Consider the following 23,253-nt stretch of genomic DNA (forward strand, 5'->3'; position numbering starts at 1 on the left):
AATGCTTAGAAGTCCGTACTGGCGCCGGCGCAGTCCAGAGGTTGAGAGAAAAAGGTCAGAGGGAGAACGCTCGGTGCTGCGTATCCCAGCGTCGCAGTCCAGAGGTTCGCGCGCGAACCGCGCGGTTCCTTGGCCTTTCGGCCCCGCATCCGCGTGCGGAGAACGTTCGACACGGTAGAAATGGCGGAGGGGATGGGTCTGACGTCCAACCTTCTCCAGTATAAGTCATTGATTTTATTTGATGCGCACAGCTGCTACGCTGGAAGAGCGGGAGTCCGTCCGCAAAGGTTGGCTCTATCGTGATGTCGGCAACGATGAGCGGCAGTCGGCTGCCTTGATCTTGGAGAGCACCCCCGATCATCCACCAGCCGCCCTCGGCGCCAACAGGATGACGGCCGCACCGGCGAGGCAGATTGCGGCACCTGTCAGGTCCCAAGTGTCCGGGCGCTGCTTCTCGATGAGCCACAGCCAGAGGAGCGAGGCTGCGATATAGACCCCGCCATAAGCTGCGTAGGCCCGCCCCGCAAAATCGGAGGGGGCAAGGGTCAGGAGCCAAGCGAAGACGGCCAGGCTCAGGAGGCCGGGGACCAGCCAGAGCGCGCTCGCGCCTTGCCGCATCCATGCCCAGACCGCAAAGCAGCCCGCAATCTCGGCCAGAGCGGCACCGATGTAGATGGCGAGGGTGCCGGGTGCTTTCACGATGCCGCCTCGCTCTCCGGATGCTGGTGATCGGTTGCGCATAGCGAATGGTCGCCCAGAACTTCAATGACCCGGCAATCGGCAATCCGACCGCCTGCACATTGCACGACCATGCGCTCAAGTTCGCCTTTCAGCGCAGTCAGGCGCGCAAGGCGGCTTTCAACCTCGGCCAGCTGCGCCCTGGCGATGACATCGGCGGCTGCGCAGGATTGATCGGGTCTGTCAGAGAGACTCAGAAGGTCTCGGATAGCGTCCAGCGGAAAACCGAGCTCCCGCGCATGGCGGATGAAGGCTAGCCGATCCAGTGCCGACTGCCCATAGAGCCGCTGGTTCCCGGCACTGCGATCTGGCTCCGGCAGGAGCCCGATCTGCTCGTAGTAGCGGATCGTCGGAACCTTCACGCCGGCCGCTTCGCCCAATTTTCCGATGGTGAGCATCAGATTTCCTCTTGAAGCTATAGCTACTAGAGACCTTAGGTTCCCGACTCAGCAAATACAATGTTGCCCGCTGGGCGGGTTGGAAGGGCGTGATGACGGCGAACGACAGTGCAACCTACGAATGGACGGTTTCCGGGATGGACTGTGCGTCGTGCGCCGGCAAGGTCCGGGGTGCGGTCGAACGCCTGCCTGGCGTGAGCGACGTCGATGTGGCGCTAATGACCGAGCGGCTTCGGCTGACTCTGGATGAAGGGCAGACCCCTCGCAACCAGATCGAAGCAATCGTCAAGCGGCTCGGCTACGGGATCGCGGCGAAAGGATCGAGCCCCGATCGGAAAGGCTTCGTGCTGCCGGACGATGAGCAAGCGTCCCGTGCGGACGGCTCGCGAGATGCCGCAGGACTCGAGCCCAACGCTGGATCGACAGGGCCCGAGAGCGGTCCCGGGCCCGGTTCGCGTTGGTATCAGACCGCGAAGGGCAGACTGGTGATCGGCACCGGTCTCCTCCTCGCGGCGGCATGGGCCGTGAAACTGCTCGCCTCCCAGGATGTGGCAACGTGGGCATTCATCCTCGCGACGCTCATTGGTGTCGCCCCTATCGCACGCCGCGCCGTCGCGTCCGCCAGAGCGGGGATGCCGTTCACGATCGAGATGCTGATGACAATCGCCGCCAGCGGCGCGCTCGTCATCGACGCCGCCGAGGAAGCGGCGCTCGTCGTCTTCCTCTTCGCCGTCGGGGAGGTTCTCGAAGGTGTTGCGGCGAACAAGGCCCGCGACGGGATCCGGGCGCTCGCTCGTCTGGTACCGAAGACCGCGATCCTGGAGATCGGCGGCCGGACTCGGGTGATACCAGCCGACCAGCTGCAGGTGGACCAGATCGTTCTGGTGCGCCCGGGAGACCGGGTCCCGGCAGATGGCGAAGTTATCGAGGGCACCTCGGGCGTCGATGAGAGCGCCGTCACGGGCGAGAGTGTGCCGAAGCTGAAGGAACCCGGTGCCTCCGTCTTTGCCGGCTCCATCAATTCCGAGGCGGCGCTGCGTGTTCGGGTCACCAAGTCGGCCGAGGACAACACCATTGCCCGTATCATCCGGCTGGTCGAGGAAGCGGAAAGCGCCCGGGCCCCGACCGAGCGCTTCATCGACCGTTTCAGCCGCATCTACATGCCGGCCGTCGTCGGAGTTGCGGTGCTGGTGGCCATCGTCCCGCCCCTCGCGTTCGGGCAAGGCTGGGATACGTGGATCTACCGGGCGCTCGCGCTTCTCCTGATCGGATGCCCCTGCGCGCTGGTGATCTCGGTACCGGCTTCCATCGCCTCTGCGCTTTCTTCAGGCGCGCGTCGCGGGCTGCTGATGAAAGGAGGCGCCGTGATCGAGGCCGCGGCGGCCACCACGCATGTCGCATTCGACAAGACCGGAACCCTGACCCACGGACGGCCGCGCGTCACGGACGTGGTGCCGATCTCGGGATCGGAGACAGAGGTGCTGGCGCTGGCTGCCGCCGTCGAAGCGGGGTCGAGCCATCCTCTGGCGGAGGCGATCCTGTCCCGCGCGGAAGCTGCGGGAGCGCCGTTCCTGGCCGCGACCGCCGCCAAAGCGCTTCCGGGCAAAGGGGCCGAAGCAGTCGTTGAGGGTGAAACCGCCTGGGTGGGCTCTCCACGGTTCGCCGGGGAGCGCGGTGTGTTGGACGACCACGCGCTCCGGGCGGTGGTCGGCATGGAAGATGAAGGCAAGACAGTCGTCGCGGTCTTCCGCCGGAGCCAGTTGGTCGGACTCGTAGCGCTCCGGGACGAACCCCGAGAGGATGCCGCCCGCGCGGTGCAGCAACTCAAGGCGCTTGGCATCGCGTCTGTGATGCTGACCGGCGACAACCGGCGCACGGCAGCAGCCATTTCCGCTGGGCTGGGCATTGACCATCGCGCCGAATTGATGCCCGAAGGCAAGGTCGCCGCGATCCGTGAGATGACCGCCAGAGACCGCGTGATGATGGTGGGCGACGGCATCAACGATGCCCCTGCGCTCGCCACCGCCCACATCGGAGTTGCCATGGGCTCCGGAACGGACGTCGCGCTTGAAACCGCCGACGCCGCGATCCTGCGCAATCGCGTGACCGATGTGGCCGGCAAGATTCGCCTTGCTCGCGCAGCCATGGCGAACATCAGGCAAAATGTGGCGATCGCGCTCGGCCTTAAGGCGGTGTTTCTGGTGACGACGATCCTCGGCATTACCGGGCTGTGGATCGCGATCCTTGCAGATACCGGCGCGACGGTGCTCGTCACACTGAACGCGCTGCGGCTTCTTGCGTTTGATCCGGAACGTGAGGCCTGAGATCAGATCATCGGCAGGGCGATGGTTCCGCTGCCATGCCGCAGGGCCGAGCGCTGAGAACATAAACCTCGGGGTACTGTTCCGCCGCGAGTGCTCAACATGCTGCAACTGGAATCGGGCTTCTGCTCGGTTTCGCGCTGGTGGCCGCCATCTGGTCGCGCACCACTACGGGGCTATTGGCCGTCCGGGGCGTGAAGCCGAACTCGAAAGAGAGACCGCAGGCGGCGATCATGGTGGCGTTCGTCGGGCTGCTCGCGCTCCACACGATTGAAATCCTGGCTTTCGCCGCAGTCTACAGGGCGCTGCAGGGCTGGGGCGTGGGAGGCTTCGACGGCAGCTACGACCCATGCTGGAGCGGCCTGATCTACTTCTCCGGCGTCAACTTCGCCACGCTCGGGTACACGCAGATCGAGGCAACCGGGCCGATACGGATGGTCAACATGATGCAGTCGCTCGGCGGCTTCATGGTGCTGACCTGGTCGGCGACGTTCCTCTAACTCGGTCTGCGAACTGGCCTGGCGCGAGTAGCAGCCGACGACCATGGGGAATGTCAGTTTGCCTCCGACACCCTCTCTTGGTATCGGCGCTCGCGCTCTGGCCATGTGCTCTTGATGTAGTCGAGAACGGCGCGGATGTCCGCGTCGCTCAGCACGTCTGCGAAGCCGGGCATGTCGCTCTCGTATCCGCCGCCGACCACGGCGGCGGTGCCTTCCCTAACGATGCGGAACAGGACATCGTCAGGATGGTGCCAGGTGTGGCCGCTGGCGTCGTGGGGTGGCGCCGGCAACCGGCCGGACGGAAGCGGCGAGCGCCAGCCCGGCTGGCCCTCCAGTTCCGCGCCGTGGCAGGCGGCGCACTGATCCGCATAGATCTGGCGTCCTTGCGCGATGATGTCCGCCGACGCCACGGCGGTGGATGCGGTACCGGCATAACGCCAGCCAGCAAAGACCGCGAGGATCACACCTCCGACGACCAGACCGATCACGACAGTATTTCGGAGAGCTTTTTTCAAGACGTCTATCGCCGATCACTGCGGAATAACATTCGCGTTTGGTCGAGACCACGTTGTGCCAGCGGCGAGGCGCCTGCGACAATGGACATTCTCGTGAGCAATGCCTATCTTTGCAGCATGCTCGAACGTGTCGTCACCATGCTTGCCATACTCGCGATCACCGTGGTGACGACGGTGACCTCCGCGCATGCGACACGCATGAGCATGAATTCCGGTGTGGATCACGCGATGCATGTCGCCGACATGATGCACTCTCCGGTCATTTCGGGCTTCGACTGTGACGCTGGAGAGCACTGTGGATCGGCCGATGCCGAGATGTGCGAGTTCGTATGCGCAGGCCTCTCTGCCTTCCTGACGTCGGCAGGCGAGGAAGCCGGGCACGCCTACGGCGCCGCCAGTCATGACGTCCCGTCCGCGGCAATCCACGTCAGCCGTGCGCCGGGACTGAACGAACGACCTCCCAAGCTCCGTCTCCTCTGAGCGCGCCCGGGCAGACGCCCGAGGCGCCCCATCGGTATTGATGAACGGGACGGAAGTCCCGAGGAGACGACCATGAACATGCTTTCTCGACGCGGCTTTCTTGCCGCAAGTGCGGCCGCCATTGGCGCTGCACACTTGCCCCGCATCGCCTTCGCGCAAGGGGTGGCGCCGATCAGCCTCTCCGCTGCGACGCGCACGCTCGACATCGACGGTCGCGCTGCCACGGTCTTCGGGCTTGCCGGCCCCGGCGGTCAGGGACTGATCCTCGACCCCGGCCAGAGGTTCCGGGTCGATCTGACCAACGACCTGGACGTCGGTACCATCATCCACTGGCACGGACAGATCCCGCCCAACGCGCAGGACGGTGTGCCGGACATGCCGATGCCCCTCCTCGCACCGGGTGAAACCCGATCCTACGACTTCGAGGCACGGCCCGGCACGCACTGGATGCACAGCCATGTGCCCACCCAGGAGATGCAGCTGCTCGCCGCGCCGCTGATCGTGCGCTCGGCCGAGGACGTTGCTGCCGACCGGCAAGACGTCGTGATGTTCCTTCATGACTTCTCCTTCAAGGCCCCCGAGGAGGTTCTGGCCGAGATCGGCGCAGGTCATGGCGGCGGGCACGGCGCGGGCCATGGTGCCGGTGCATTGCCCGATCAGGGCGCTCCCATGGGAGGCATGGGGGCGATGCAGGGCATGGATCACGGGGCCATGGGCCATGGCGCCACGGGCGGCATGCCGATGGGCAACATGCCCCGAATGGGCGGGATGATGGGTATGGGCGGCCAGATGGGCGGCATGGCCATGGACCTGAACGACTATGACTGGGACGCCTATCTCGCCAATGACCGGACCCTGTCGGACCCGGAGGTGGTCCAGGTCGAGCGCGGTGGCCGTATCCGGCTTCGGGTCATCAACGCCGCTGCGGCGACGGTATTCTGGATCGAGACCGGCGGTGCCGAGGCGCGGCTGGTCGCGGTAGATGGGCACGCGGTCGAACCTCTCGCCGGCACGCGGTTCGGTCTGGCAATGGGCCAGCGTCTGGACATCGAGATCGACCTGCCGCACGAAGGCGGCGCCTGGCCGATCCTCGCCCTGCGCGAAGGCGCGCGCGAGCGCACCGGCCTGATCCTCGCCACGCAGGGTGCCGAAGTGCGGCGTCTCGATGCAATGGCGGATGCCGAAGCGCCCGCGTTCGACACCGATCTGGCGCAGGAGGCGCGCCTCATCGCGCTGGACGCTCTGCCGGATCGACCCGTGGACCGCAGCCAGATGCTGATGCTGGGCGGTTCGATGCAGCCGTACGTCTGGACGATAAACGGGGCAGTCTGGGGCCAGCACCAGCCGATCACCGCACGCAGCGGTGAGCGGGTCGTGCTGTCGTTCCACAACATGTCGATGATGGCGCACCCGATGCATCTGCACGGCCATGTGTTCCAGGTCGTCGGGCTGAACGGGCGTCGGGTCGCCGGTGCACTACGCGACACGGTTCACGTGCCACCGATGTCGATGGTCGATGTCGCCCTCGATGTCGGTGAGGCCGCCCGATGGATGCTGCATTGCCACCACATGCCGCACCTTACGACGGGGATGATGACCGAATTCGCGGTCACGGCGTCCGTCTGATCCCAGCGGGTCGTCCGGACATGGCGCCCCGCCCGGCACCGATCCTGGTCTGTCCTGCCCCATGTTGTCGTGAGGGCCGGCCAAAAGACGCACCCTGCGGGTAAAAATCAGGAGGATGAGATGATGAACTGGAACGACATGGGCCCCGGAATGGGTTTCGGAATGGGGTTTGGCTGGCTCTTCGGCCTGCTGATCCTCGTGCTGCTGGTTTTGGCCATAGCAGCGCTGATCAAGTATCTTCGGAAATAGAAAAAAGGAGTTGGCAATGACCTACACGATCAATCGAATGTTCCCCGACGCCGGTATCGACGACGTCGACGCTCGCGCGCGGAAGGCCCTCACCGACCACGGCTTCGGCATCCTGACCGAGATCGACGTCAAGGCGACGATGAAGAAGAAGCTAGATGTCGAGATGCCCGCCTACCGCATCCTCGGCGCCTGCAACCCCAAGATGGCGCATCAGGCCATCGGGATCGAACCGCGCGTCGGTGCGATGCTGCCATGCAACGTCATCCTGCGCGAGGTCGACGGTGGCGTGGAAGTCAGCGCCATCGATCCTGTGGCGTCGATGCAGGCGATTGAGAACGCCGAACTGACGGCCGTGGCGGGCGAGGTGCGCGACCTCCTGGCGAAGGCCGTCGCGGCGGTCTGAGATGAGCCTGCGCGTCACCATTCTCGCGGGCCTTGCGATCCTCGGCATCGGACTGCTCGCTGTCTGGCAGTTCGCGCCTTCGGTGTTCGCCGAGGCGCGCAGCCTCCTGGAGCCCGAGCGTCTGGAAACGCTGGTGGCGCGTGCGGGTCTCTGGGGGCCGGTCCTGATCGTCACGCTTATGACCATCGCGGTCGTGGCCAGCCCAATCCCGAGTGCACCCATCGCACTGGCGGCCGGAGCGGCCTACGGACATCTCTGGGGGACCGTGCAGGTCGTCATCGGCGCCGAGCTCGGGGCGCTGATCGCCTTCGGTCTCGCACGGGTTCTGGGGCATGACGTCCTGCGGCGGGTGTTCGGGGACCGCGTCGATGCCGGGCTGCTCGGCTCGCAGAACGCGTTGACGGCGACGGTTCTTGCCAGCCGCCTGATGCCCTTCGTGTCCTTCGACATGATCAGCTACGCGGCCGGACTGAGCCGATTGCACGCCTGGCGTTTCGCCTTGGCAACACTGGCGGGGATCATTCCGGCAAGCTTCCTGCTGGCCCATTTCGGCGGCGAGGCGGTGAGCGGAGATCTGGGCCGGGCGACATGGGCAGTACTTGGCCTCGGCCTCTTGACGGGCCTGCCACTGCTTTGGGTAGCCATGCGGCAAAAGCCTGAAAAGGGAAATCCATGACCGGAAGCGAGTACCAGAAGAACAGCATCACCCTTTCCGGTGCGGTAGCCATGGGCACCGGCGTGATGATCGGCGCGGGCATCTTCGCGCTGACCGGCCAGATCGCCGAACTCGCCGGGCCTCTCTTCCCGCTCTCGTTCGTGGTCGGCGCCATCGTGACCGCCTTCAGCGCCTACACCTATATCAAGATGTCGAACGCATACCCGTCTGCGGGCGGCATCGGGATGATCCTGAAGAAAGCCTACGGACCGACGACGGTCGCGGCGGGCGCAGCTCTCCTGATGGCGCTGTCGATGGTCATCAACGAAAGCCTCGTCGCTCGCACCTTCGGAACCTACACCCTGCGAGCCTTCGGCGGCGATCCGGACAGCATTCTCGTGCCGGTCCTCGGCGTGGGGCTGATCGTCTTCGCCTATCTCGTGAACGTCTCTGGCAACCGGTCGGTCGGGCTGCTGTCCATTATCATGGCCATTCTCAAGGTGGGCGGCATTGCGCTGTTTGGGGCGGCCGGTCTGTGGGCCAGCGGCATTTCGTTCGAAGCGTCGGGCGGAGATTTTCGTGCGGGTGGGTTCGTGGCGTCGGTCGCGCTGTCCATTCTCGCCTTCAAGGGGTTCACGACCATCACCAACAGCGGCGCCGAGGTGACCAATCCGCATCGGAACGTGGGCCGGGCCATAGTCCTGTCCATCGCCATCTGCGTCGTCGTCTACCTGCTGGTCGCATTCGCGGTCGGCTCCAGCCTGCCGCTCGATCGCATCGTGGCGGCGAAGGACTACGCGCTGGCTGAAGCGGCCCAACCAGCCCTCGGGCAAACCGGCTTCTACCTGACGGTGGCGCTTGCGCTGGTGGCAACTGCCTCGGGCCTGATCGCCAGCGTGTTTGCCGTCTCGCGGATGCTGGCGATGCTGACGGACATGAAGATGATCCCGCACAGCCATTTCGGGATGCCAGGCACGATCAAGGACCACACACTCGTCTACACCGTCGTGATCGCAGGCTTCCTGACGGTCTTCTTCGACCTCAGCCGCATCGCCTCGCTCGGGGCCTTCTTCTATCTGGTGATGGACATGATCATCCATTTCGGCGTGTTCCGGCATCTGCGCGAAGAAATCGGCGCTCGGGGCTGGGTGTTGCTGACGGCAATCGCACTTGATGCCGTGGTGCTGGCCGCCTTCGCCGCGATGAAATGGCAGTCCGACCCCTTGATCGTCGTCCTGGGTGCGATCGGCATGGCGCTGGTGTTCCTGTTCGTCGGAATCTTCCTCGCACGGAATCCCGCCCTGGAAGGCGCTCACGACCACCATTGAAAAGAGCTTGAGCTTCCAACGGCTGGAAGCGGCAAGCTGAAACAAGAGATCGAAAGGCTGGCAGACTATGGAGCACGATCACCATCACGCGGCGCCCGACATTCCGGCGGGGGCGAATACCGCAAAGGACCCGGTCTGCGGGATGACGGTCGCGGTCAAGCCGGACGGGCGTCACGCCGAGTTCCAGGGAGAGACCTTTCATTTCTGTTCGGAGAAATGCCAGTCGAAGTTCAAGGCGGATCCGTGGTTCTACGCCTCGGGCCGGGCCGCCGGACAGAAGAAGGCTGCTCCGGCCAACGTCCAGTACACCTGTCCGATGCATCCCGAGATCGTCCGCGATGCGCCGGGGTCCTGCCCGATCTGCGGCATGGCGCTGGAACCGATGGTGCCGTCGGATGAGCCCAGCGAGGAGCTGACCGACTTCACGCGTCGGATGTGGATTTCGGCGGCGGCGGCGGTGCCGCTCATCATCCTGACGATGGGTGAACTGGTCGCGCTGCCAGTGCGCGACTGGATCGGGCATCAGACCGCAAGTTATCTCGAGTTCGTGCTGGCAACGCCGATCATCCTCTGGGCCGCCTTGCCTTTCTTCCGGCGCGGCTGGGACTCCATTGTGAACCGCAGCCCAAACATGTGGACGCTGATCAGCATCGGCGTGGCGGCGGCCTACCTTTACTCGCTCGTCGCGACGTTCCTGCCGGGGGTGTTTCCGGAACAGTACCGGATGGGCCACGGCGTCGGCACCTATTTCGAGGCGGCGGTGGTGATCGTCGCGTTGGTCTTCGTGGGCCAGGTGCTGGAACTCCGAGCGCGAGAACGCACCGGGGATGCGATCCGCGCGCTTCTGGATCTGGCGCCGAAGACCGCGCGGCGCATCCTGCCGGACGGCACTGAATACGATGCGCCGCTGGAGAACATCATGGAGGGCGACCGGCTGCGGGTCCGTCCCGGCGACGCCATTCCGGTCGACGGCACGGTGATCGAGGGCCGCTCGTCGCTGGACGAAAGCATGCTGACCGGCGAGTCAATGCCGGTGGAAAAGGGGCCGGGGGATGAGGTGACGGGCGCCACGATCAACAAGAACGGCTCTCTGGTCATGGAGGCAGGCAAGGTCGGGTCCGATACCGTGCTGGCGCAGATCGTGGCGATGGTGTCGAACGCGCGGCGGTCCCGCGCGCCGATCCAGGGGCTGGCCGACCGGGTGTCGGCGATATTCGTGCCGACGGTGGTGGTCATCGCCATCGTCGCCTTCGTGGTCTGGCTGATCTTCGGCCCGGAGCCCGCGCTGGTCTTCGCAATCGCCTCGGCCGTGTCGGTCCTCATCATCGCCTGCCCCTGCGCGCTGGGGCTGGCGACACCGATCTCCATCACCACGGCGGCGGGGCGCGGCGCACAGGCGGGCGTGCTGATCAAGGACGCCGAGGCGCTGGAGCGAATGGCAGGAGTCGATACGCTCATCGTCGACAAGACCGGCACGCTGACCATGGGCAAGCCGAAGCTGACCGATACGGTTGCGCTCGGGGACGTCACCGAGACCGACCTGTTGTCGCTGGCCGCAGCGCTGGAGCGTGGCTCGGAACACCCGCTGGCTGAGGCGATTGTCGAGGGAGCCGAGGCGCAGGGTGCGCCGCGTCAGGAGGCCACGGACTTCGACGCCGTCACTGGCAAGGGCGTACAGGGCCGGGTCGGTGGGCGCGCGGTGGCGCTAGGCAACGCGGCGATGATGCGGGAGATGGGGCTCGACACCGCGCAGGCCGAGTCAAAGGCCGACACCCTGCGCGCCGAGGGCAAGACGGCGATGTTCGTCGCGCTTGACGGCGCGCTCGTCGGCATCGTGGCGGTCGCCGACCCGATCAAGGAGAGTACCGCGCAGGCCATTCGGGAACTTCATGCCCAAGGGCTAAGGGTGATCATGGCGACGGGCGACAACGAACGCACGGCGCAGGCGGTGGCGGGCAAGCTCGGCATCGACGAGGTGCGCGCAGGCATCCTGCCCGAGGCCAAGAAGGACCTGATCGACCAGTTGCGCCGCGACGGCCACAAGATCGCCATGGCGGGCGACGGGGTGAACGACGCCCCCGCGCTCGCCGCCGCCGATGTCGGCATCGCCATGGGCACCGGGGCCGATGTTGCGATGGAAAGCGCAGGCATCACCCTGCTGGGCGGCGACCTGATGGGCATCGTGCGGGCGCGCAAGCTCGCCCGCGCCACCCTGCGGAACATCAAGCAGAACCTGTTCTTCGCCTTCGCCTACAACGCGCTTGGCGTCCCCATCGCCGCCGGGCTGCTTTACCCTGTCACCGGACTTCTGCTCTCGCCGATGATCGCGGCGGCGGCGATGAGCCTGTCGTCGGTCTCGGTGATCACCAACGCCCTGCGGCTCAGGCGGGTCGACCTCTGATCTGCCAGCCCACACATCCAACCTCGAAAGGAACATCAGATGACCCAAGACATGTTTTCCCGCCGCAAGCTCCTGATCGGTACAGCTGCGCTGGCGGCTGCGTCGCCCTTGAGGGCTCTGGCGCAAGGCGCCGGTCCGGCGATCCACGTGATGAAGGACCCCAACTGCGGCTGCTGCTCGGCCTGGATCGAGATCCTCGAGAACGACGGCTTCGCCGTCACGACCGAGGCGAGCGCCGGGACGCTTCTGATGCGCTACAAGCTGGACAACGGCATCCCGCAGGAGATGGTCTCCTGCCATACGGGTCGTGTGGATGGTTACATTATCGAGGGTCACGTCCCTGTTGCCGACATTCGCCGTCTCCTGCTGGAACGCCCCGACGCGGTCGGCCTCGCAGTGCCAGGCATGCCCTACGGCTCGCCCGGGATGGGACCGGAAAGCCAGCGCGAGGCCTACGACGTGTTTCTGATCCGGCGCGACGGATCGAACGAGGTCTTTACCAGCTACGCTGCTGCCTGACCTTGAGGCTCCAATTCGGCTCTTGATCAGGGGCGAGAACACATACGGACCTGATCCCGGATCACGGCGTAGTCGCTCAGCATCTCGGCGATGGCCGACCCGTGCGGCAGCCGCGCGAGCTCCTCGGCTGCGCGCGCCTGGAACTCGCGGCTGTACTCTACCACGGGCGGGCAGACGGTCGCGATGCCGGGCTCAGAACCGACCGTTGCGCAGCCGCTCAGCAAGCTCGTCGCGAGACCTAGGACGACGAGCCGTCGCCTCGAGCATCTGGCGTTGGACATCATTGGCTTTCTCCGTGGTCTGAAGGCGTTCAGCGAGGCGTCCCGCTCGCTCGCCGGACCGCCGAAGCGAAAGCAGGAACAGGAGCAGGGCGAGGATGATGGCGCCGTAGCGCAAAGCGGCCCGCATCCATGGGCTGGCGGCGAACCCGATCAGGAGCGGGGCCATCACCGCTGCCCTCGGCGCCAGTCATCGAGACGCGCGTAGATCGTGACCGCGATGCCGCCAAGCGCCACGGCGATGAATACCCAACGCAACGTGTCGAGATACGGCACAAGCGGCAAGATCGCGGTCTGGGTCTCGGCCAGCACCTGCTGCGCCACCTCGACGCCCGCCGCGCCCAGCGTCGCCACACCGGCTGCCCCGCCGCCCTTCATGGTGCGGCTGTCAGCCAGCACCTCGCGCGCGGGCGGCGTCTCGGCTGCAAATGCCGTCGCCCGGACCGGGAACCGCTCGCCCCACTGCCGCGCGGGCCCGAGATCGACATGGATGAACCCCGATCGCGGGTAGAAGCCGAAGCCGAGGAATCCGACCTCGCGCGCCGCAGCCTCGAAGGCCACCGGATCGTGGTTCGCCATGGCGATGTCGAAGGCGGCGCCGTCGAGATGCTTCGACCGGCCCGCGCCCCCCACGGCACGGTTGTGCTCTGGGCTGCGGTAGGCGGAGCGGACGATCAGCGGCTTGCCCAGCCGGTCGCGCAGCGCCTGCAGCTTGTCGAGCGCGGTTTCGTTCACGAGCAGCTTGCCGGTGCCCCGGCATGCAATCTCGGCGGGCGAGAAATTCGGCCAGCGCCAGGCGCTCTCCGGCACATCACGCCAATGGCGGTGGAAGGTCGTGGTCATGAGGGTCCTCCGAAACGAAAAAAAACCGCCTCGAGGGCGGGTGCGGTTGGGCTGGTGAACGGGGGTGTTGAGCGGCTACGGGCCGCCGCCGAAGATCTTCAGCTTGATCGCTATACCCGCGAGCAGCGCCAGCATGACGCCGGTGGTGATCATGCGGACGGCGGTCTGCATCGCGGTGCGGCGGACCAGCCGGATGCAGTCGACCAGGGAGCGCAGATCGCGGATGTCGAGCGCGGCCTCGTCGCCGTCGAGGCCGACATCGGCCAGCGCACGCTTGGCGCCTTCCTCCGCCGCCCGGGTCAAGATCGCCTCGAACTCGGCGTCGGGCATGCGCACGAAGCCCTCGGATCGGGGTGGGTTCATCGGATCCTCCTTCCGCCGCTCAGCCGACCTTGCAGCCCCAGAAGGACGTGTGGTCGGCGGCGAAGTAGCCGTCCGCGACCCGGAAATACCCCTGCAGCTCGACGGTATCGCCTGCCGTCAGCGGCACCATGGTCTGAAGCCAGATCGCGGTAGCGAGCGAGACATGAGTGGCGGAGATTTCGCCGAGGGAGCCGCGGATTTCGGTCGTGCCGTTCAGGACGAGCCGCCCGCGCATGCGGGCGGTGGCGCTGGCGTTGATCTTGTACAGCAGAGTCGCGCCGAAGAGGTAGGTGCCGTCCACGGGGGCGACGAAGTGGTTGTTCACGGCGTCGAACGCGCCCTGATCGTTGTAGTCGGTGTTGTTAAGGCCGATCTTGGTCCAGGTGCCGACGCCGACGTAGTTGTCGTAGTTCGTGTAAGCCTTGAACCGCGGCAGCCGGGGCTGATCGACAATGCCGGTGGCGTTGTCGACGCTCAGCCCGTCGAAGAAGGTGCTGCCGTCGGCGGAGACCGCGAGCCGGAAGCGGTCCGACCCGAACAGCCCCACCAGCGCCTTGGTCACGAAGCCGGTCTGGAGGGTCAAACCGAGATCGTCGCCGGCCGCCTCCTTGTTCATGGTGTAGAACAGGTCGCCGGTGCCGCCCTCGGCCACGGTCCTCGCCGTCCAGAGCGCGGCGTTGAGCTTGGCCGAGAACGGGTTCGATGCATCCGCCGTGGTGCCAACCCCGAGGAGCGCCATGTTCTGCAGCGCCGCCGGTGTGGTCCCGAGCCAGCCCGCGCCATCGTAGACCAGCAGCAGGCCCTCGTCCTCGACCCATGCGCGCCAGCCGATCCGCGGGGGAAGTCGCAGCCAGGCGCCATCGGTCCAGAGCGCGACGTTCAGGTCCCATCCGGACCATTCGCCCGTCGCGCCCGAGGCGACGATGTAGCGATCGCCATCGGCGGGACTGCCGGGCGGCGCTGTCAGATCGCGGTCGAGCACGGAGAGCTGCACGAGCCCGTCGAGCAGCCGCAGCGCCTCGTTGTGGGTGACGTGCTTCTGGGCCTGCGCCGCCAGGATGTAGGGCAGCAGGAGATGGGTCGTGGCGTCGGACATGGGATGGCCTTCAGAGTATCAGCGTGAGGGTCTTGGGCGCGCCCCGCCCGACGAGGGCGGAGAGCTGGTAGATGCGGCTGTCGAGCGTGTCACCGGGGCCGAGCGGCGCGCCCCAATCGGCGGTCTGGTCTGCGGCGGTGTAGACCGCGCTGGTGGTGGCGGTGCTCAGCACCCGCTTAACGGTCGCGCCATCAAGGATCTCGACCTCGTAGGCTTCGAGCTCTTCTCCGAGCGGCACTTCTAGCCCGCCCCAGCTGTCGGCCGCGAGAGCTCGGGACCGGCGCGTCCAGCGGATCGTCAGATCGCCGGGCGTGCGCGGCCTGCGCCACGGCTGCTCGACATGGGCGCCGGAGAACGGCCGCAGCCCGACGCCCGCGGGCGTGAAGGATTGCGCCACATAGGTCTCGTCGCTGACGGGGCGGCTCGCCGGACCGATGCGCCAGTTCCACGGCAATCCGAGATCGGCCTCGGCAATCGGCAGGGACGCCAGCGACGCGTCCAGCACCACGACAAGAGCGCCAGCGGGCGCCGGATTGCCCATCGCGCCCTCGGTGCCGCGCTGGCCGCGCAGGAGCCGGGTCAGCCGGTATCGACCCGGCGCCAGCAGCTCGGCCGCGCCCGCCTGCACGATCTCCCAGGTGCCGGGCGCGCTCTCGATAGCCAGCGCATTGGCGCCGCCCAACAGCGTCAGGTCGGTGACGCTCTCCAGCGTGCCGGTGAGCAGATCGACCACAAGCGCATTGCCGTGGTCGAAGCGTGAGGTGGGGCCCGGATAGAAGTCCGAGACCAGCGCTCCGATCCGGGCGCGGCTGCCGAACGTGGTCAGCAACTCGAACCCGTCCGTCGAGGGGCTGCGGAACACCGCCATCTCGCCCGGCCAGGGAAGAGCGTGCGCCGCGACAAACGGTCGATGCGCGGGCTGGTCCTCGGTCAGCTGCGGCAGGTCCATCAGCACCGCGTCCGGCGCGCCGAACACCACGGCCCGCGTCAGCGACGCCGCGCGGGGATCGCCGGGCGGCAGATCGTAAGTCGCACGGTCCTGCCGCACCGCCTCGATGCCGCGCGCTGCCGCGTCGGCGATGGAGACGAGCCGCAGATCGACCAGACGCCCGTCATGCGCGAGCCGGATCGCATCGGCCGGATCGAACGCGAGGCGCGAGGGTGGCAAACGGAACGCCGCCGTCTCGCGGCCCACCCACGCCTCCATCAGCGCGCGGCGGCAGCGCCTCTCGGCCTCCTCGGGCGGCACCGCCATTGGAAAGGACTCGGACGCGATCCGGGTCGTGTCCACGGTGATGCGCCGGGCCTCGACGAGGGCCGCGTCGTAATCCTCGTCGGCGCGGGCGACCTGCCATTTCAGGGCCTGCGGCAGTTCGGTCTCCTGGCCGCGCGTCAGTTCCAGCACATCGCCCTCGCGGGTGGCCACCAGATCGTCGGGCGCGAGGGTGGCGACGGAGGCCCGGCCGCGCATGACAAAGCGGATCCCCCCCTCTGTCTCGACGGCGTCGAAGCCGAAATGCCGCGACAGCGTTGTGATCGAGGCGCGTGGGCTTTCCAGCGCCGTGATGGCGTAGCCTTCGACCGCGCCCCAGAGGCCGGTGACGTCGATCCGGGACTCGGGCAGCCCGGCGCGCAGGCAGAGGTGCCGCACGAGCGCCGCCAGCGACACCGCGCCAAGCCGTCCGGTCAGCCAGTGCCCCAGCCGCCAGTTCGCCCCGTCCGTCCAGACATCGGTCAGCGCCGGAAAGAACGGGTACGGCCGCGCGTCCCAGGTCCAGGCGGCGCATTCCGGCACATGCACCATCCGGCCGCCGTAGACCGATGACACCGGGTTGTTCGCCGGGACGCCCCACCAGAGGTACGTCGCCTCGAGATAGGCGCGCTGGATCGCGTCGTCGCGCCAGCCCCGCGAGAAATGCGGCGTGAAGCTCTCGGACGACTTCGGGTCGAAGAAGACGTTCGGCTGGTTCGTGCCCCGGTCGATGGCGGGACAGCCGAGCTCGGTGAACCAGATCGGCTTCGACTCCGGCGCCCACGCCGTCAGCGTGCCGCTCTCCACCCCGCCCGGGCGGTCGTAATGCGCGTTCGACCACCAGGCGCGAAGATCCTTGTAGCGGAAAACCCATGGCTTGCCCGCCGCGCCATCGCTGATCGGGGTGCGCACCTGTGCCACCCGATCAGCCGCACTGGCATAGAACCAGTCGAAGCCTTCCCCGCCCGCAATGTTCCCCTGCAGATAGGCCCGGTCGTAGATCGCAGGCCAGCCCGCCTGCGCATCCGCGTGCTCGAACCCGTCGCGCCAGTCCGACAGCGGCATGTAATTGTCGATGCCGACGAAATCGATCTCCGGGTCCGCCCAGAGCGGATCGAGGTGGAAGAACACGTCGCCCGAGCCGTCGCCCGGCTGGTGCCCGAAGTATTCCGACCAGTCGGCGGCGTAGCCGATCTTCGTCCCGGCCCCGAGAATGGACCGCACATCGGCAAGGAGGTCCCGATAGCCCTGCACCGCCGGATAGGTGGCCGCGCCCGAGCGGACCGTCGTCAGCCCCGGCATCTCGGTGCCGATCAGGAAGGCATCGACCCCGCCCGCCGCCGCGCAGAGATGGGCATAGTGCAGCACCATGCGGCGCAGGCCCCAGTCGCCGGGCGTGCCTGTCCACGAAACCGATTGACCCGCCACGCTGAAGCTCGCAGGTGTCGCCGCGCCAAACAGCGCCGCGACCTGGCTTGCGGCCGTGGCAGTCTTGTCGACCGATCCCGCGTAGCCTGCCGCTGGAGAACAGGTGATCCGGCCCCGCCAGGGGAAAGCGGGCTGGCCGGTCTCGGCGGCGTTGTCGGAATAGGGGTTCGGCAGGGTGTTGCCGGGCGGCACGTCCATCAGGATGAATGGGTAGAATGTCACGCGCAGCCCGCGCGCCTTCATCTCCTGGATCGCCTGCACCACGGCGAAGTCGGACGGCGTGCCGCCATAGACCGGGCGGTCCTGGTCGTCGCGGCTGACCAGGAAGGCGTTGGCACGGCTCACGCCGTTCACCGACCAACTGGCGGGCGTGGTCGACTTGGCCGAGACCTCGACGCCCGGCCGCACCTTGCAGGAGCCCGCGCGCAGGTCGTCGCCGAACCAGGCCACGACGAGGCTGACGCTCTCGACCGCAGGCGCCATCGCTTGCAGCCGGTCGAGCGCCTCCACCATGTCGGTGGAGTCGGCCAGCGCGTTCAGGTTCTCGGGCATCGTCGCGCCGCCATCGGTCTTGCGGATGGCCTGCGTGGCATATGTGAACTCGCCCGAGGCCGGGATCATGGTGACGGCGCGGGTCAGCCCCTCGGCGGTGTCGGGATCGGCGAGCGGCCGGAAGACTTCGAAGGACAGCTGCGGCAGGCGGTTGCCGTAGGTCGAAAGCGCCAGTTCCTCGAAGACGACATAGGCGGTGCCGCGATAGGCGGGCGTGTTGGCTGCGCCCATCTTCCCCGCAATGAACGGGTCCGCCGTCTGCGCCTCGTCGCCGGGATACCAGCGCCAGGTGACGCCGGAGAGGTCCATCGGCTTGCCGTCGGCCCAGATCCGGCCAATGCCGGTGATCGGGCCTTCACACAAGGCCACCGCGAAGCTGGCGTAGTACAGATACTCGGTGGTCTTGACCTTGCCGCCCCCGCCGCCCTTGCCGCCGCCCTGCGTCGTGGTCTTCGTCTCCTCGCGGAAATCGGTCGCCCAGATGATGTTGCCGCCCATCCGCATCCGGCCATAGAGCCGCGGGATCACCGCGCCCTCGGTGGCCGAGGTGATGCGCAGCGTGTCGAGCCGCGCGCCCTCGATGCGCTGGGTCGGCGCCAGCGACGAGATGATCCAGCTGTCGACGACCGAGCCGATGCTCGAGCCGATGAAGCCGCCGATGGTCGCGGCGCTCACGCCGAGGATCGCCCCGCCGATCGAACCGCCGATGGCGGCGCCGGCTGCACCGAGAACAAGCGTTGCCATGTCGGGGTCTCAGCGTTGCGGGAAGAGGAAGGCGAAGGCGATGCGCCGCCGCCAGGCATTGGTGAGCGGTTCCTCGATCACGCCGAGCCGCTCATAGGCGTGGAGGAAGGTGGCAGGACCGGTGAGGATCCCGACATGCTTGGCGATGGCGCGGGGCCTCATGCAGAAGAGGACCAGCGCGCCGGGACCGGCCTCGGCAGGCGACACCTCGATCATCATGCGCCGCGCGCCTTCGGCCAGAACCTCGCGCGGGCCGGTCTCGCCCCAGTCGCGGCTGTAAGGCAGAATCGGGAACGGCTCCGGCCCCACCACGTCGCGCCAGACCCCCCGCGCGAGCCCGAGGCAATCGCAACCGACGCCGCGCAGGCTGGCCTGGTCGTGGTACGGCGTGCCGAGCCAGGAGCGTGCGACGGCGACGACACGCGCGGGGTCGGCCGATGCGAGAGGTTGCGTCACAGCACGCCTCCCTCGTGGCCGCCATCCTTGGTGGCGTAGCGCAGCACGGCATCCTGGCCGGGGATGTGCGGGAACCCCCGGAAGTTGGCCGTGTTGGCGAACCTGGCGCCGCAGGTCTCGATCCGCTTATCGCAGCCCGCACGGATGGTGAAGGCATTGCCCTCGGAGATCTCGCGCACCGGCGCCTCGAGAAGGGTCAGCACGGCGATGCCGTCCGTCACATCATGGCCGAGAACCTCGGCCCGACGCCCCGCGTTGGAGCCACTGGTCCATTCGATGGTCCCGAAGGTGAACCAGCCGGAGGCGAAGCCGCCGAGGCCCGAAGCGGTGAAGGCGCGGTCGCGTAGAAGGTCGATCACGACGCTCGTGCCCTTGAACGCCGGGTTCTCCAGATCGACGCCGCAGCGCGCATCGCCGAGCGCGGCATCGCAGGTCGCCTGGAACGTCCGCCCGATCGTCTGGCCAAGCACATGCGCGAGCGAGCGGACTTCGGCGACGAAGGCCAGCCGCCCGCGCCGGATCTGGCCGATGGCCCCGCGCCGCATCAGCACGCGCTGGTTCGTGTCGGCCCAGTTCACCCGCCAGACTTCGACCTCGGCGTTATCCCAGCGGCCGTCGAGGATGTCGGTCTCGGTAATCCGGTCCGAGGTCAGCACGCCCTCGGCGTCCTGCGCATCGACCGAGAGGTCCGAGCCGGAACGGACCTCGGAGGCCGTCAGCCCGCTCTCGGGCTCGAAATCCGTCCCCTCGAAGCTGAGCGTCCGATCGTGGTCGGTGAAGCCGAAACTCGTGCCGTCGGCGCGCACGATCCGCCAGCACCAGGCGAGCGTCGTCGTTCCCTCGTCGAGATGGGCCTGCAGGTCGGGGTCGAGGGACTTCATCGGCGCAGTTCCAGAAGCGGGATGGAGGTGATCGAGCCGAGCCGCTCGAGGTCGAGCGTCACGTCGAGCGCGTCGGTGTCGAAACGGACCGGCACGTCGAACTCGAAGCCCGCGGTGATGGCGGCGCCAGCGCCCGGCGCGGTGCTGAAGGTGACGACGCCGGTGGCGGTGTCGACCGACCAGCCGGAAGGCTGCTCGACCCCGCCGAGCGCGATGCGCGCGGTTCCGGTCACCGGCTTCGCGACGGCGCGCGTCCAGGATTGCGCACCCGAGGCGTAGCGCTTGACCAGCTGGAAGGCGGTCGTCGCGCCGTCGCCCGTGCCGATAGACTGATCGGTGGGCGACGGCGTGCCCGAAGGCAGGCAGGACTTGTGGTCACCCCAGTCCTTGAACCGGAAGCCATGCAGGCGGCCATTGCGCGCCTCGAAGAAGGCGACGACGGCGGCCAGATCGTCGGCGCGGCGGATGCCATAGGCGACATCGTAGCGGCGGCGCGAATTGGCCCAGCTGGCGTTGCGCTCCTCGTCGCCCGAGGCGAGCTCGACGATCTGCGTGCGCCGCTCCGGTCCGCCCCGCGCACCTCGGCTGATGTTGTCGGGAAACCGGACCTCGTGAAACGCCATCACATGCCCCTCCGACCGAGCGACACGGCGCGGGCGATATCCGCGGCGACCTGCGTTCGCGATTGCCGGAAGCTCTCGGCGTCGCGGGCCATGATGGTCACGTTGACCCCGCCGCCCGCGCCGTAGCTCTGTGCCTCCCGCCGCGACAGCACGCGTTCCCCGCGCTGCAGGATCGCGGGCACCTCGTCGTGACGAAGCCCGGCCATGCCGCCACCATGCATCCGCGGCGCGGCGGCGAAGGCCATGGCCGGGACCATCCGCGAGGGTCCAGCCGATCCGACCATCCCGCCCGCATGCAGGACGTTGGCGAAGATGCCGCCCGCCCCGGAGAAGACGCCGGAGAGCGCATTGGCGATCGGCCCGAGGATGAACCGCCGCGCCGCCAGTTGGGCGAGATCGGCCAGCAGCGACGTCACCAGATCGCGGAAGTCGAGCTTGCCGGTCTTCACGAACTGGCCCACCGCGTTCTCGGCCGACTGGAAGGCGCCGACGAGGCTCTGGCCGATGTCGCCACCGATCTCGCGGGCCTTGCTGGCGTAGTCGGAGAGCGCGGCGGTGACCGCCCGCCAGCCGGTGACGGCCGCGTCGGTCGCGGGCTCCGCTACCGCAGCAGCAGCTCCGGCCGCCACACCTGCATCTGTTGCGGCGCGCCCGGCGTCGCCGAGGGACGTCTCCAGGCGCTCCGCCGCAGCGGTGGTCTCGGCCAGTGCGTCGGCGCCGTCCTCGTCGGTGCCGCGTACGGCATCGCGCAGCGCCTGCCAGCTTTCGAGGGGCGCACGGGCCCCCTCCGCCAGGTCGCGCGCCGCGCCGCGGTAAAGGTTGGCGGACTCGAGCGCCCTGTTCGCCGCCTCGGTCAGACCGAGATCGGGCGCGGAGAGCGGATTGTCCTCGAAGGCCCGATCGAAGGCCGCCTGAGCTGCCGTGGTTGCGGCAGTCGCCGCTCCCTCGAAGCGGTTCTCGATCTCGCCGAGGTCGAGGTCCGGAACCAGCGATATGCGCCGCTCCGACCCGAGCGCTTCGAGCCCCTGGTTGATGCCGCCGATAAAGCCGTTGATCCGCGAGACCACCCCGTTCAGCATCGCCTCGACGCCATCGACCAGGCTGTTGGCCGCCTGGAACGCGAGATCGCCGATGGCGGCGGGCAGCAGGCCCCAGATCGCCTTGATCGCCTCGTAGGCGCCTTCGAAGGTGTTCGCGGCCGTGTTGCCGAAGCCCACCACGCTCTCGATGGCGCTCTGCATGCCCGATGCGGCATCCGCCTTCAGGTCGAAGAACATCGCCGTGGCGGCCGCGCCCGCCGCCGCCGCGCCCATACTGATGCGTTCCCAGACCTCGACCGCGAGGTCCTTCAGGAGCGACATCGCTTCTCCGAAACCGCCGGCGCCGGAGACGAGCCGGGTGAACTGGTAGACGAGCTCGCCCGCGCCGACGATCAGCGCGCCGATGCCGGTGCGGATCAGCGCCCCGCGCAGGACAACGAGCGCCGTGGCGAGGCCCCGGACCGAGAGCGCCGCAGCCGCCATGCCGGCGACCCAACGTCCCGCGAGGAACGCCGCGAAGGTGGCGGCATAGGTGGTCAGGCGGCCGATGTTGTCCAAGAGACCGCGGATCGCGATGCCGAGCGGCCCGGTGCGGCTGGCCACCGCCGCCATGGCATCGGCGACGGCTTCCAGCGCAGGTGCCGCTGCGACCGCCAACTGGTTCGAGAGCCCGCGCCAGACCAACCCGAGCCGCGAGATGGCGTCGTTCGTCCGCTCGATCTGGTCGGCGTCCTGCTCGGAGACGACAACCCCGAAGGCGAGGACGTCCTCTGTCGCCTGGCGCAGCGTCGCGGTGTCGATCCGGCTCATCGCGATGGAGCCTTCCTCGCCGAAGAGCTGGCCCGCGACCGCCGCGCGCTCGGCGGCAGGCACGAAGCTCTCGATCGCCGCGTTGATCGCGCCCACGCGCTGGTCCAGCGGCAAGGCGATCAGCTCATTTGCTGAAAGCCCCAGCCGGTCGAGCGCGTCGGCAGCAGGGCCGGTCCCGGCGGCCGCCTGACTGAGACGGCGCGTCAGATCCTTGGTGGCCTGCTCGATGCCGGACATGGAGACGCCCGCCAGATCGCCCGCGCGCTCCAGCGTCTGGATCGAGGCGACGGTGGTGCCGAGCGACTGCGCCAGCTTCGCCTGCGCATCGACCGTCTGCAGGCTGGACCGGATCATCGCCACGCCAGCAGCGGCTGCGGCGGCCACGGCAGCGGCAGCCGCGACCCGCACCCGCCGCGAGAAGGCCGCGAGCCGGGCGTTCGCGGCTTCCATCTCCCGGCTCAGCCGTCCGAAGCCGCGCGACCCGGCCTCGCCCACGCCTTCGAGTTCGGCGCGCACCTGCCGTCCGCCCACGGCCGCGAGGCGGACGCTGACCCTCTTCTCAGCCATGGGAATGATCCATCTTTTCGTTGAGCTTGGCCACCATCACCGCTTCGATGACGGGCAAGAGTTCACCCGCAGCAGCGGGCGGGACGCCGAGCGCATTTCCCAGAGCGAGGGCCGCGGACAGGTCCCAGCCGACCACCGCGCCGGGCAGCACGCGCAACTGACCGCCGAGGCGGCCGACGAGATCCCA

Annotated in this window: 23 protein-coding genes; 10 read left to right on the plus strand and 13 right to left on the minus strand. The window is 67.7% G+C overall.

Annotation, left to right across the window (positions count from 1 at the left end; translation table 11 throughout):
* Positions 1 to 357 precede the first annotated feature (357 nt).
* Together V3328_RS04770 and V3328_RS04775 are read right to left on the minus strand one after the other, a co-directional pair.
* Positions 358 to 699: a YnfA family protein gene (locus tag V3328_RS04770; RefSeq protein ID WP_244304760.1), complete on the minus strand. Its 342-nt coding sequence runs from the start codon at positions 697 to 699 to the stop codon at positions 358 to 360.
* On the minus strand, positions 696 to 1,136 hold the full coding sequence (locus V3328_RS04775; RefSeq protein ID WP_045681275.1) for a MerR family transcriptional regulator: 441 nt from the start codon (positions 1,134 to 1,136) through the stop codon (positions 696 to 698). The genes V3328_RS04770 and V3328_RS04775 overlap by 4 nt, the downstream gene beginning before the upstream one ends.
* A gap of 92 nt (positions 1,137 to 1,228) precedes the next feature.
* On the opposite strand from V3328_RS04775, the gene V3328_RS04780 reads away from it, so the two are divergent.
* Both V3328_RS04780 and V3328_RS04785 read left to right on the plus strand, forming a co-directional pair.
* Complete coding sequence (locus V3328_RS04780) at positions 1,229 to 3,460, plus strand: heavy metal translocating P-type ATPase (RefSeq protein ID WP_208997431.1); 2,232 nt, start codon at positions 1,229 to 1,231, stop codon at positions 3,458 to 3,460.
* Between the two features lie 230 nt (positions 3,461 to 3,690).
* On the plus strand, positions 3,691 to 3,957 hold the full coding sequence (locus V3328_RS04785; RefSeq protein ID WP_123193413.1) for an ion channel: 267 nt from the start codon (positions 3,691 to 3,693) through the stop codon (positions 3,955 to 3,957).
* A 53-nt stretch (positions 3,958 to 4,010) separates the two neighbouring features.
* On the opposite strand, the gene V3328_RS04790 is transcribed toward V3328_RS04785, so the two are convergent.
* Positions 4,011 to 4,445 (minus strand): c-type cytochrome, encoded by a 435-nt coding sequence (locus V3328_RS04790; protein ID WP_123193412.1) that lies wholly within the window; start codon positions 4,443 to 4,445, stop codon positions 4,011 to 4,013.
* 108 nt (positions 4,446 to 4,553) lie between these two features.
* Here V3328_RS04790 and V3328_RS04795 point away from each other — a divergent pair, with 108 nt between their 5' ends.
* The 8 genes from V3328_RS04795 (at position 4,554) to V3328_RS04830 (ending at position 12,133) form a co-directional block, all read left to right on the plus strand.
* A complete protein-coding gene (locus tag V3328_RS04795; protein ID WP_045681279.1) occupies positions 4,554 to 4,952 on the plus strand; it encodes a hypothetical protein in 399 nt (132 codons plus the stop codon).
* 72 nt (positions 4,953 to 5,024) lie between these two features.
* A complete protein-coding gene (locus V3328_RS04800) occupies positions 5,025 to 6,578 on the plus strand; it encodes a multicopper oxidase family protein (RefSeq protein ID WP_062563567.1) in 1,554 nt (517 codons plus the stop codon).
* A gap of 123 nt (positions 6,579 to 6,701) precedes the next feature.
* Positions 6,702 to 6,827 carry a hypothetical protein gene (locus tag V3328_RS04805; protein WP_268951256.1) on the plus strand — a complete coding sequence of 42 codons (126 nt, stop codon included), beginning with the start codon at positions 6,702 to 6,704 and terminating at the stop codon, positions 6,825 to 6,827.
* A 16-nt stretch (positions 6,828 to 6,843) separates the two neighbouring features.
* Entirely contained in the window at positions 6,844 to 7,230 is a 387-nt protein-coding gene (locus V3328_RS04810) for a DUF302 domain-containing protein (protein ID WP_045681285.1), read from the plus strand.
* A gap of 1 nt (position 7,231) precedes the next feature.
* Positions 7,232 to 7,906 (plus strand): TVP38/TMEM64 family protein, encoded by a 675-nt coding sequence (locus V3328_RS04815; protein ID WP_045681287.1) that lies wholly within the window; start codon positions 7,232 to 7,234, stop codon positions 7,904 to 7,906.
* Positions 7,903 to 9,213 carry an APC family permease gene (locus V3328_RS04820; protein WP_045681289.1) on the plus strand — a complete coding sequence of 437 codons (1,311 nt, stop codon included), beginning with the start codon at positions 7,903 to 7,905 and terminating at the stop codon, positions 9,211 to 9,213. The genes V3328_RS04815 and V3328_RS04820 overlap by 4 nt, the downstream gene beginning before the upstream one ends.
* Positions 9,214 to 9,280: 67 nt before the next feature.
* Positions 9,281 to 11,614, plus strand: a complete 2,334-nt coding sequence (locus V3328_RS04825) for a heavy metal translocating P-type ATPase (RefSeq protein ID WP_062563565.1) — start codon at positions 9,281 to 9,283, stop codon at positions 11,612 to 11,614.
* A gap of 39 nt (positions 11,615 to 11,653) precedes the next feature.
* Positions 11,654 to 12,133, plus strand: coding sequence for a DUF411 domain-containing protein (locus V3328_RS04830; protein WP_045685040.1), 480 nt, complete (start codon positions 11,654 to 11,656; stop codon positions 12,131 to 12,133).
* Positions 12,134 to 12,325: 192 nt separating this feature from the next.
* On the opposite strand, the gene V3328_RS04835 is transcribed toward V3328_RS04830, so the two are convergent.
* From V3328_RS04835 to V3328_RS04880, 10 genes are all read right to left on the minus strand, one after another.
* Entirely contained in the window at positions 12,326 to 12,580 is a 255-nt protein-coding gene (locus V3328_RS04835) for a hypothetical protein (protein ID WP_203561091.1), read from the minus strand.
* Positions 12,580 to 13,254 carry a YcbK family protein gene (locus tag V3328_RS04840; RefSeq protein WP_062563563.1) on the minus strand — a complete coding sequence of 225 codons (675 nt, stop codon included), beginning with the start codon at positions 13,252 to 13,254 and terminating at the stop codon, positions 12,580 to 12,582. Before V3328_RS04840 ends, V3328_RS04835 begins: the two co-directional genes overlap by 1 nt.
* A 75-nt stretch (positions 13,255 to 13,329) precedes the next feature.
* Complete coding sequence (locus tag V3328_RS04845; RefSeq protein WP_075784372.1) at positions 13,330 to 13,617, minus strand: DUF6127 family protein; 288 nt, start codon at positions 13,615 to 13,617, stop codon at positions 13,330 to 13,332.
* A gap of 19 nt (positions 13,618 to 13,636) precedes the next feature.
* Positions 13,637 to 14,713, minus strand: coding sequence for a DUF2793 domain-containing protein (locus V3328_RS04850; protein ID WP_093359542.1), 1,077 nt, complete (start codon positions 14,711 to 14,713; stop codon positions 13,637 to 13,639).
* A gap of 10 nt (positions 14,714 to 14,723) precedes the next feature.
* Complete coding sequence (locus tag V3328_RS04855; RefSeq protein WP_123644175.1) at positions 14,724 to 18,689, minus strand: baseplate multidomain protein megatron; 3,966 nt, start codon at positions 18,687 to 18,689, stop codon at positions 14,724 to 14,726.
* Between the two features lie 9 nt (positions 18,690 to 18,698).
* On the minus strand, positions 18,699 to 19,145 hold the full coding sequence (locus V3328_RS04860; protein ID WP_093359544.1) for an NlpC/P60 family protein: 447 nt from the start codon (positions 19,143 to 19,145) through the stop codon (positions 18,699 to 18,701).
* Positions 19,142 to 20,026, minus strand: a complete 885-nt coding sequence (locus V3328_RS04865; protein ID WP_093359545.1) for a DUF2163 domain-containing protein — start codon at positions 20,024 to 20,026, stop codon at positions 19,142 to 19,144. The genes V3328_RS04860 and V3328_RS04865 overlap by 4 nt, the downstream gene beginning before the upstream one ends.
* Complete coding sequence (locus V3328_RS04870; protein ID WP_083548837.1) at positions 20,023 to 20,649, minus strand: DUF2460 domain-containing protein; 627 nt, start codon at positions 20,647 to 20,649, stop codon at positions 20,023 to 20,025. Before V3328_RS04870 ends, V3328_RS04865 begins: the two co-directional genes overlap by 4 nt.
* Positions 20,649 to 23,066 carry a phage tail tape measure C-terminal domain-containing protein gene (locus V3328_RS04875; protein WP_093359546.1) on the minus strand — a complete coding sequence of 806 codons (2,418 nt, stop codon included), beginning with the start codon at positions 23,064 to 23,066 and terminating at the stop codon, positions 20,649 to 20,651. The genes V3328_RS04870 and V3328_RS04875 overlap by 1 nt, the downstream gene beginning before the upstream one ends.
* The gene (locus tag V3328_RS04880; RefSeq protein WP_419181863.1) at positions 23,059 to 23,217 is read right to left on the minus strand and encodes a DUF7697 family protein; all 159 of its coding nucleotides are present in this window, start codon (positions 23,215 to 23,217) and stop codon (positions 23,059 to 23,061) included. Before V3328_RS04880 ends, V3328_RS04875 begins: the two co-directional genes overlap by 8 nt.
* Between the last annotated feature and the right edge of the window lie 36 nt (positions 23,218 to 23,253).

This window comes from Microbaculum marinum (assembly GCF_037855135.1).
GTDB lineage: Bacteria > Pseudomonadota > Alphaproteobacteria > Rhizobiales > Tepidamorphaceae > Microbaculum > Microbaculum marinum.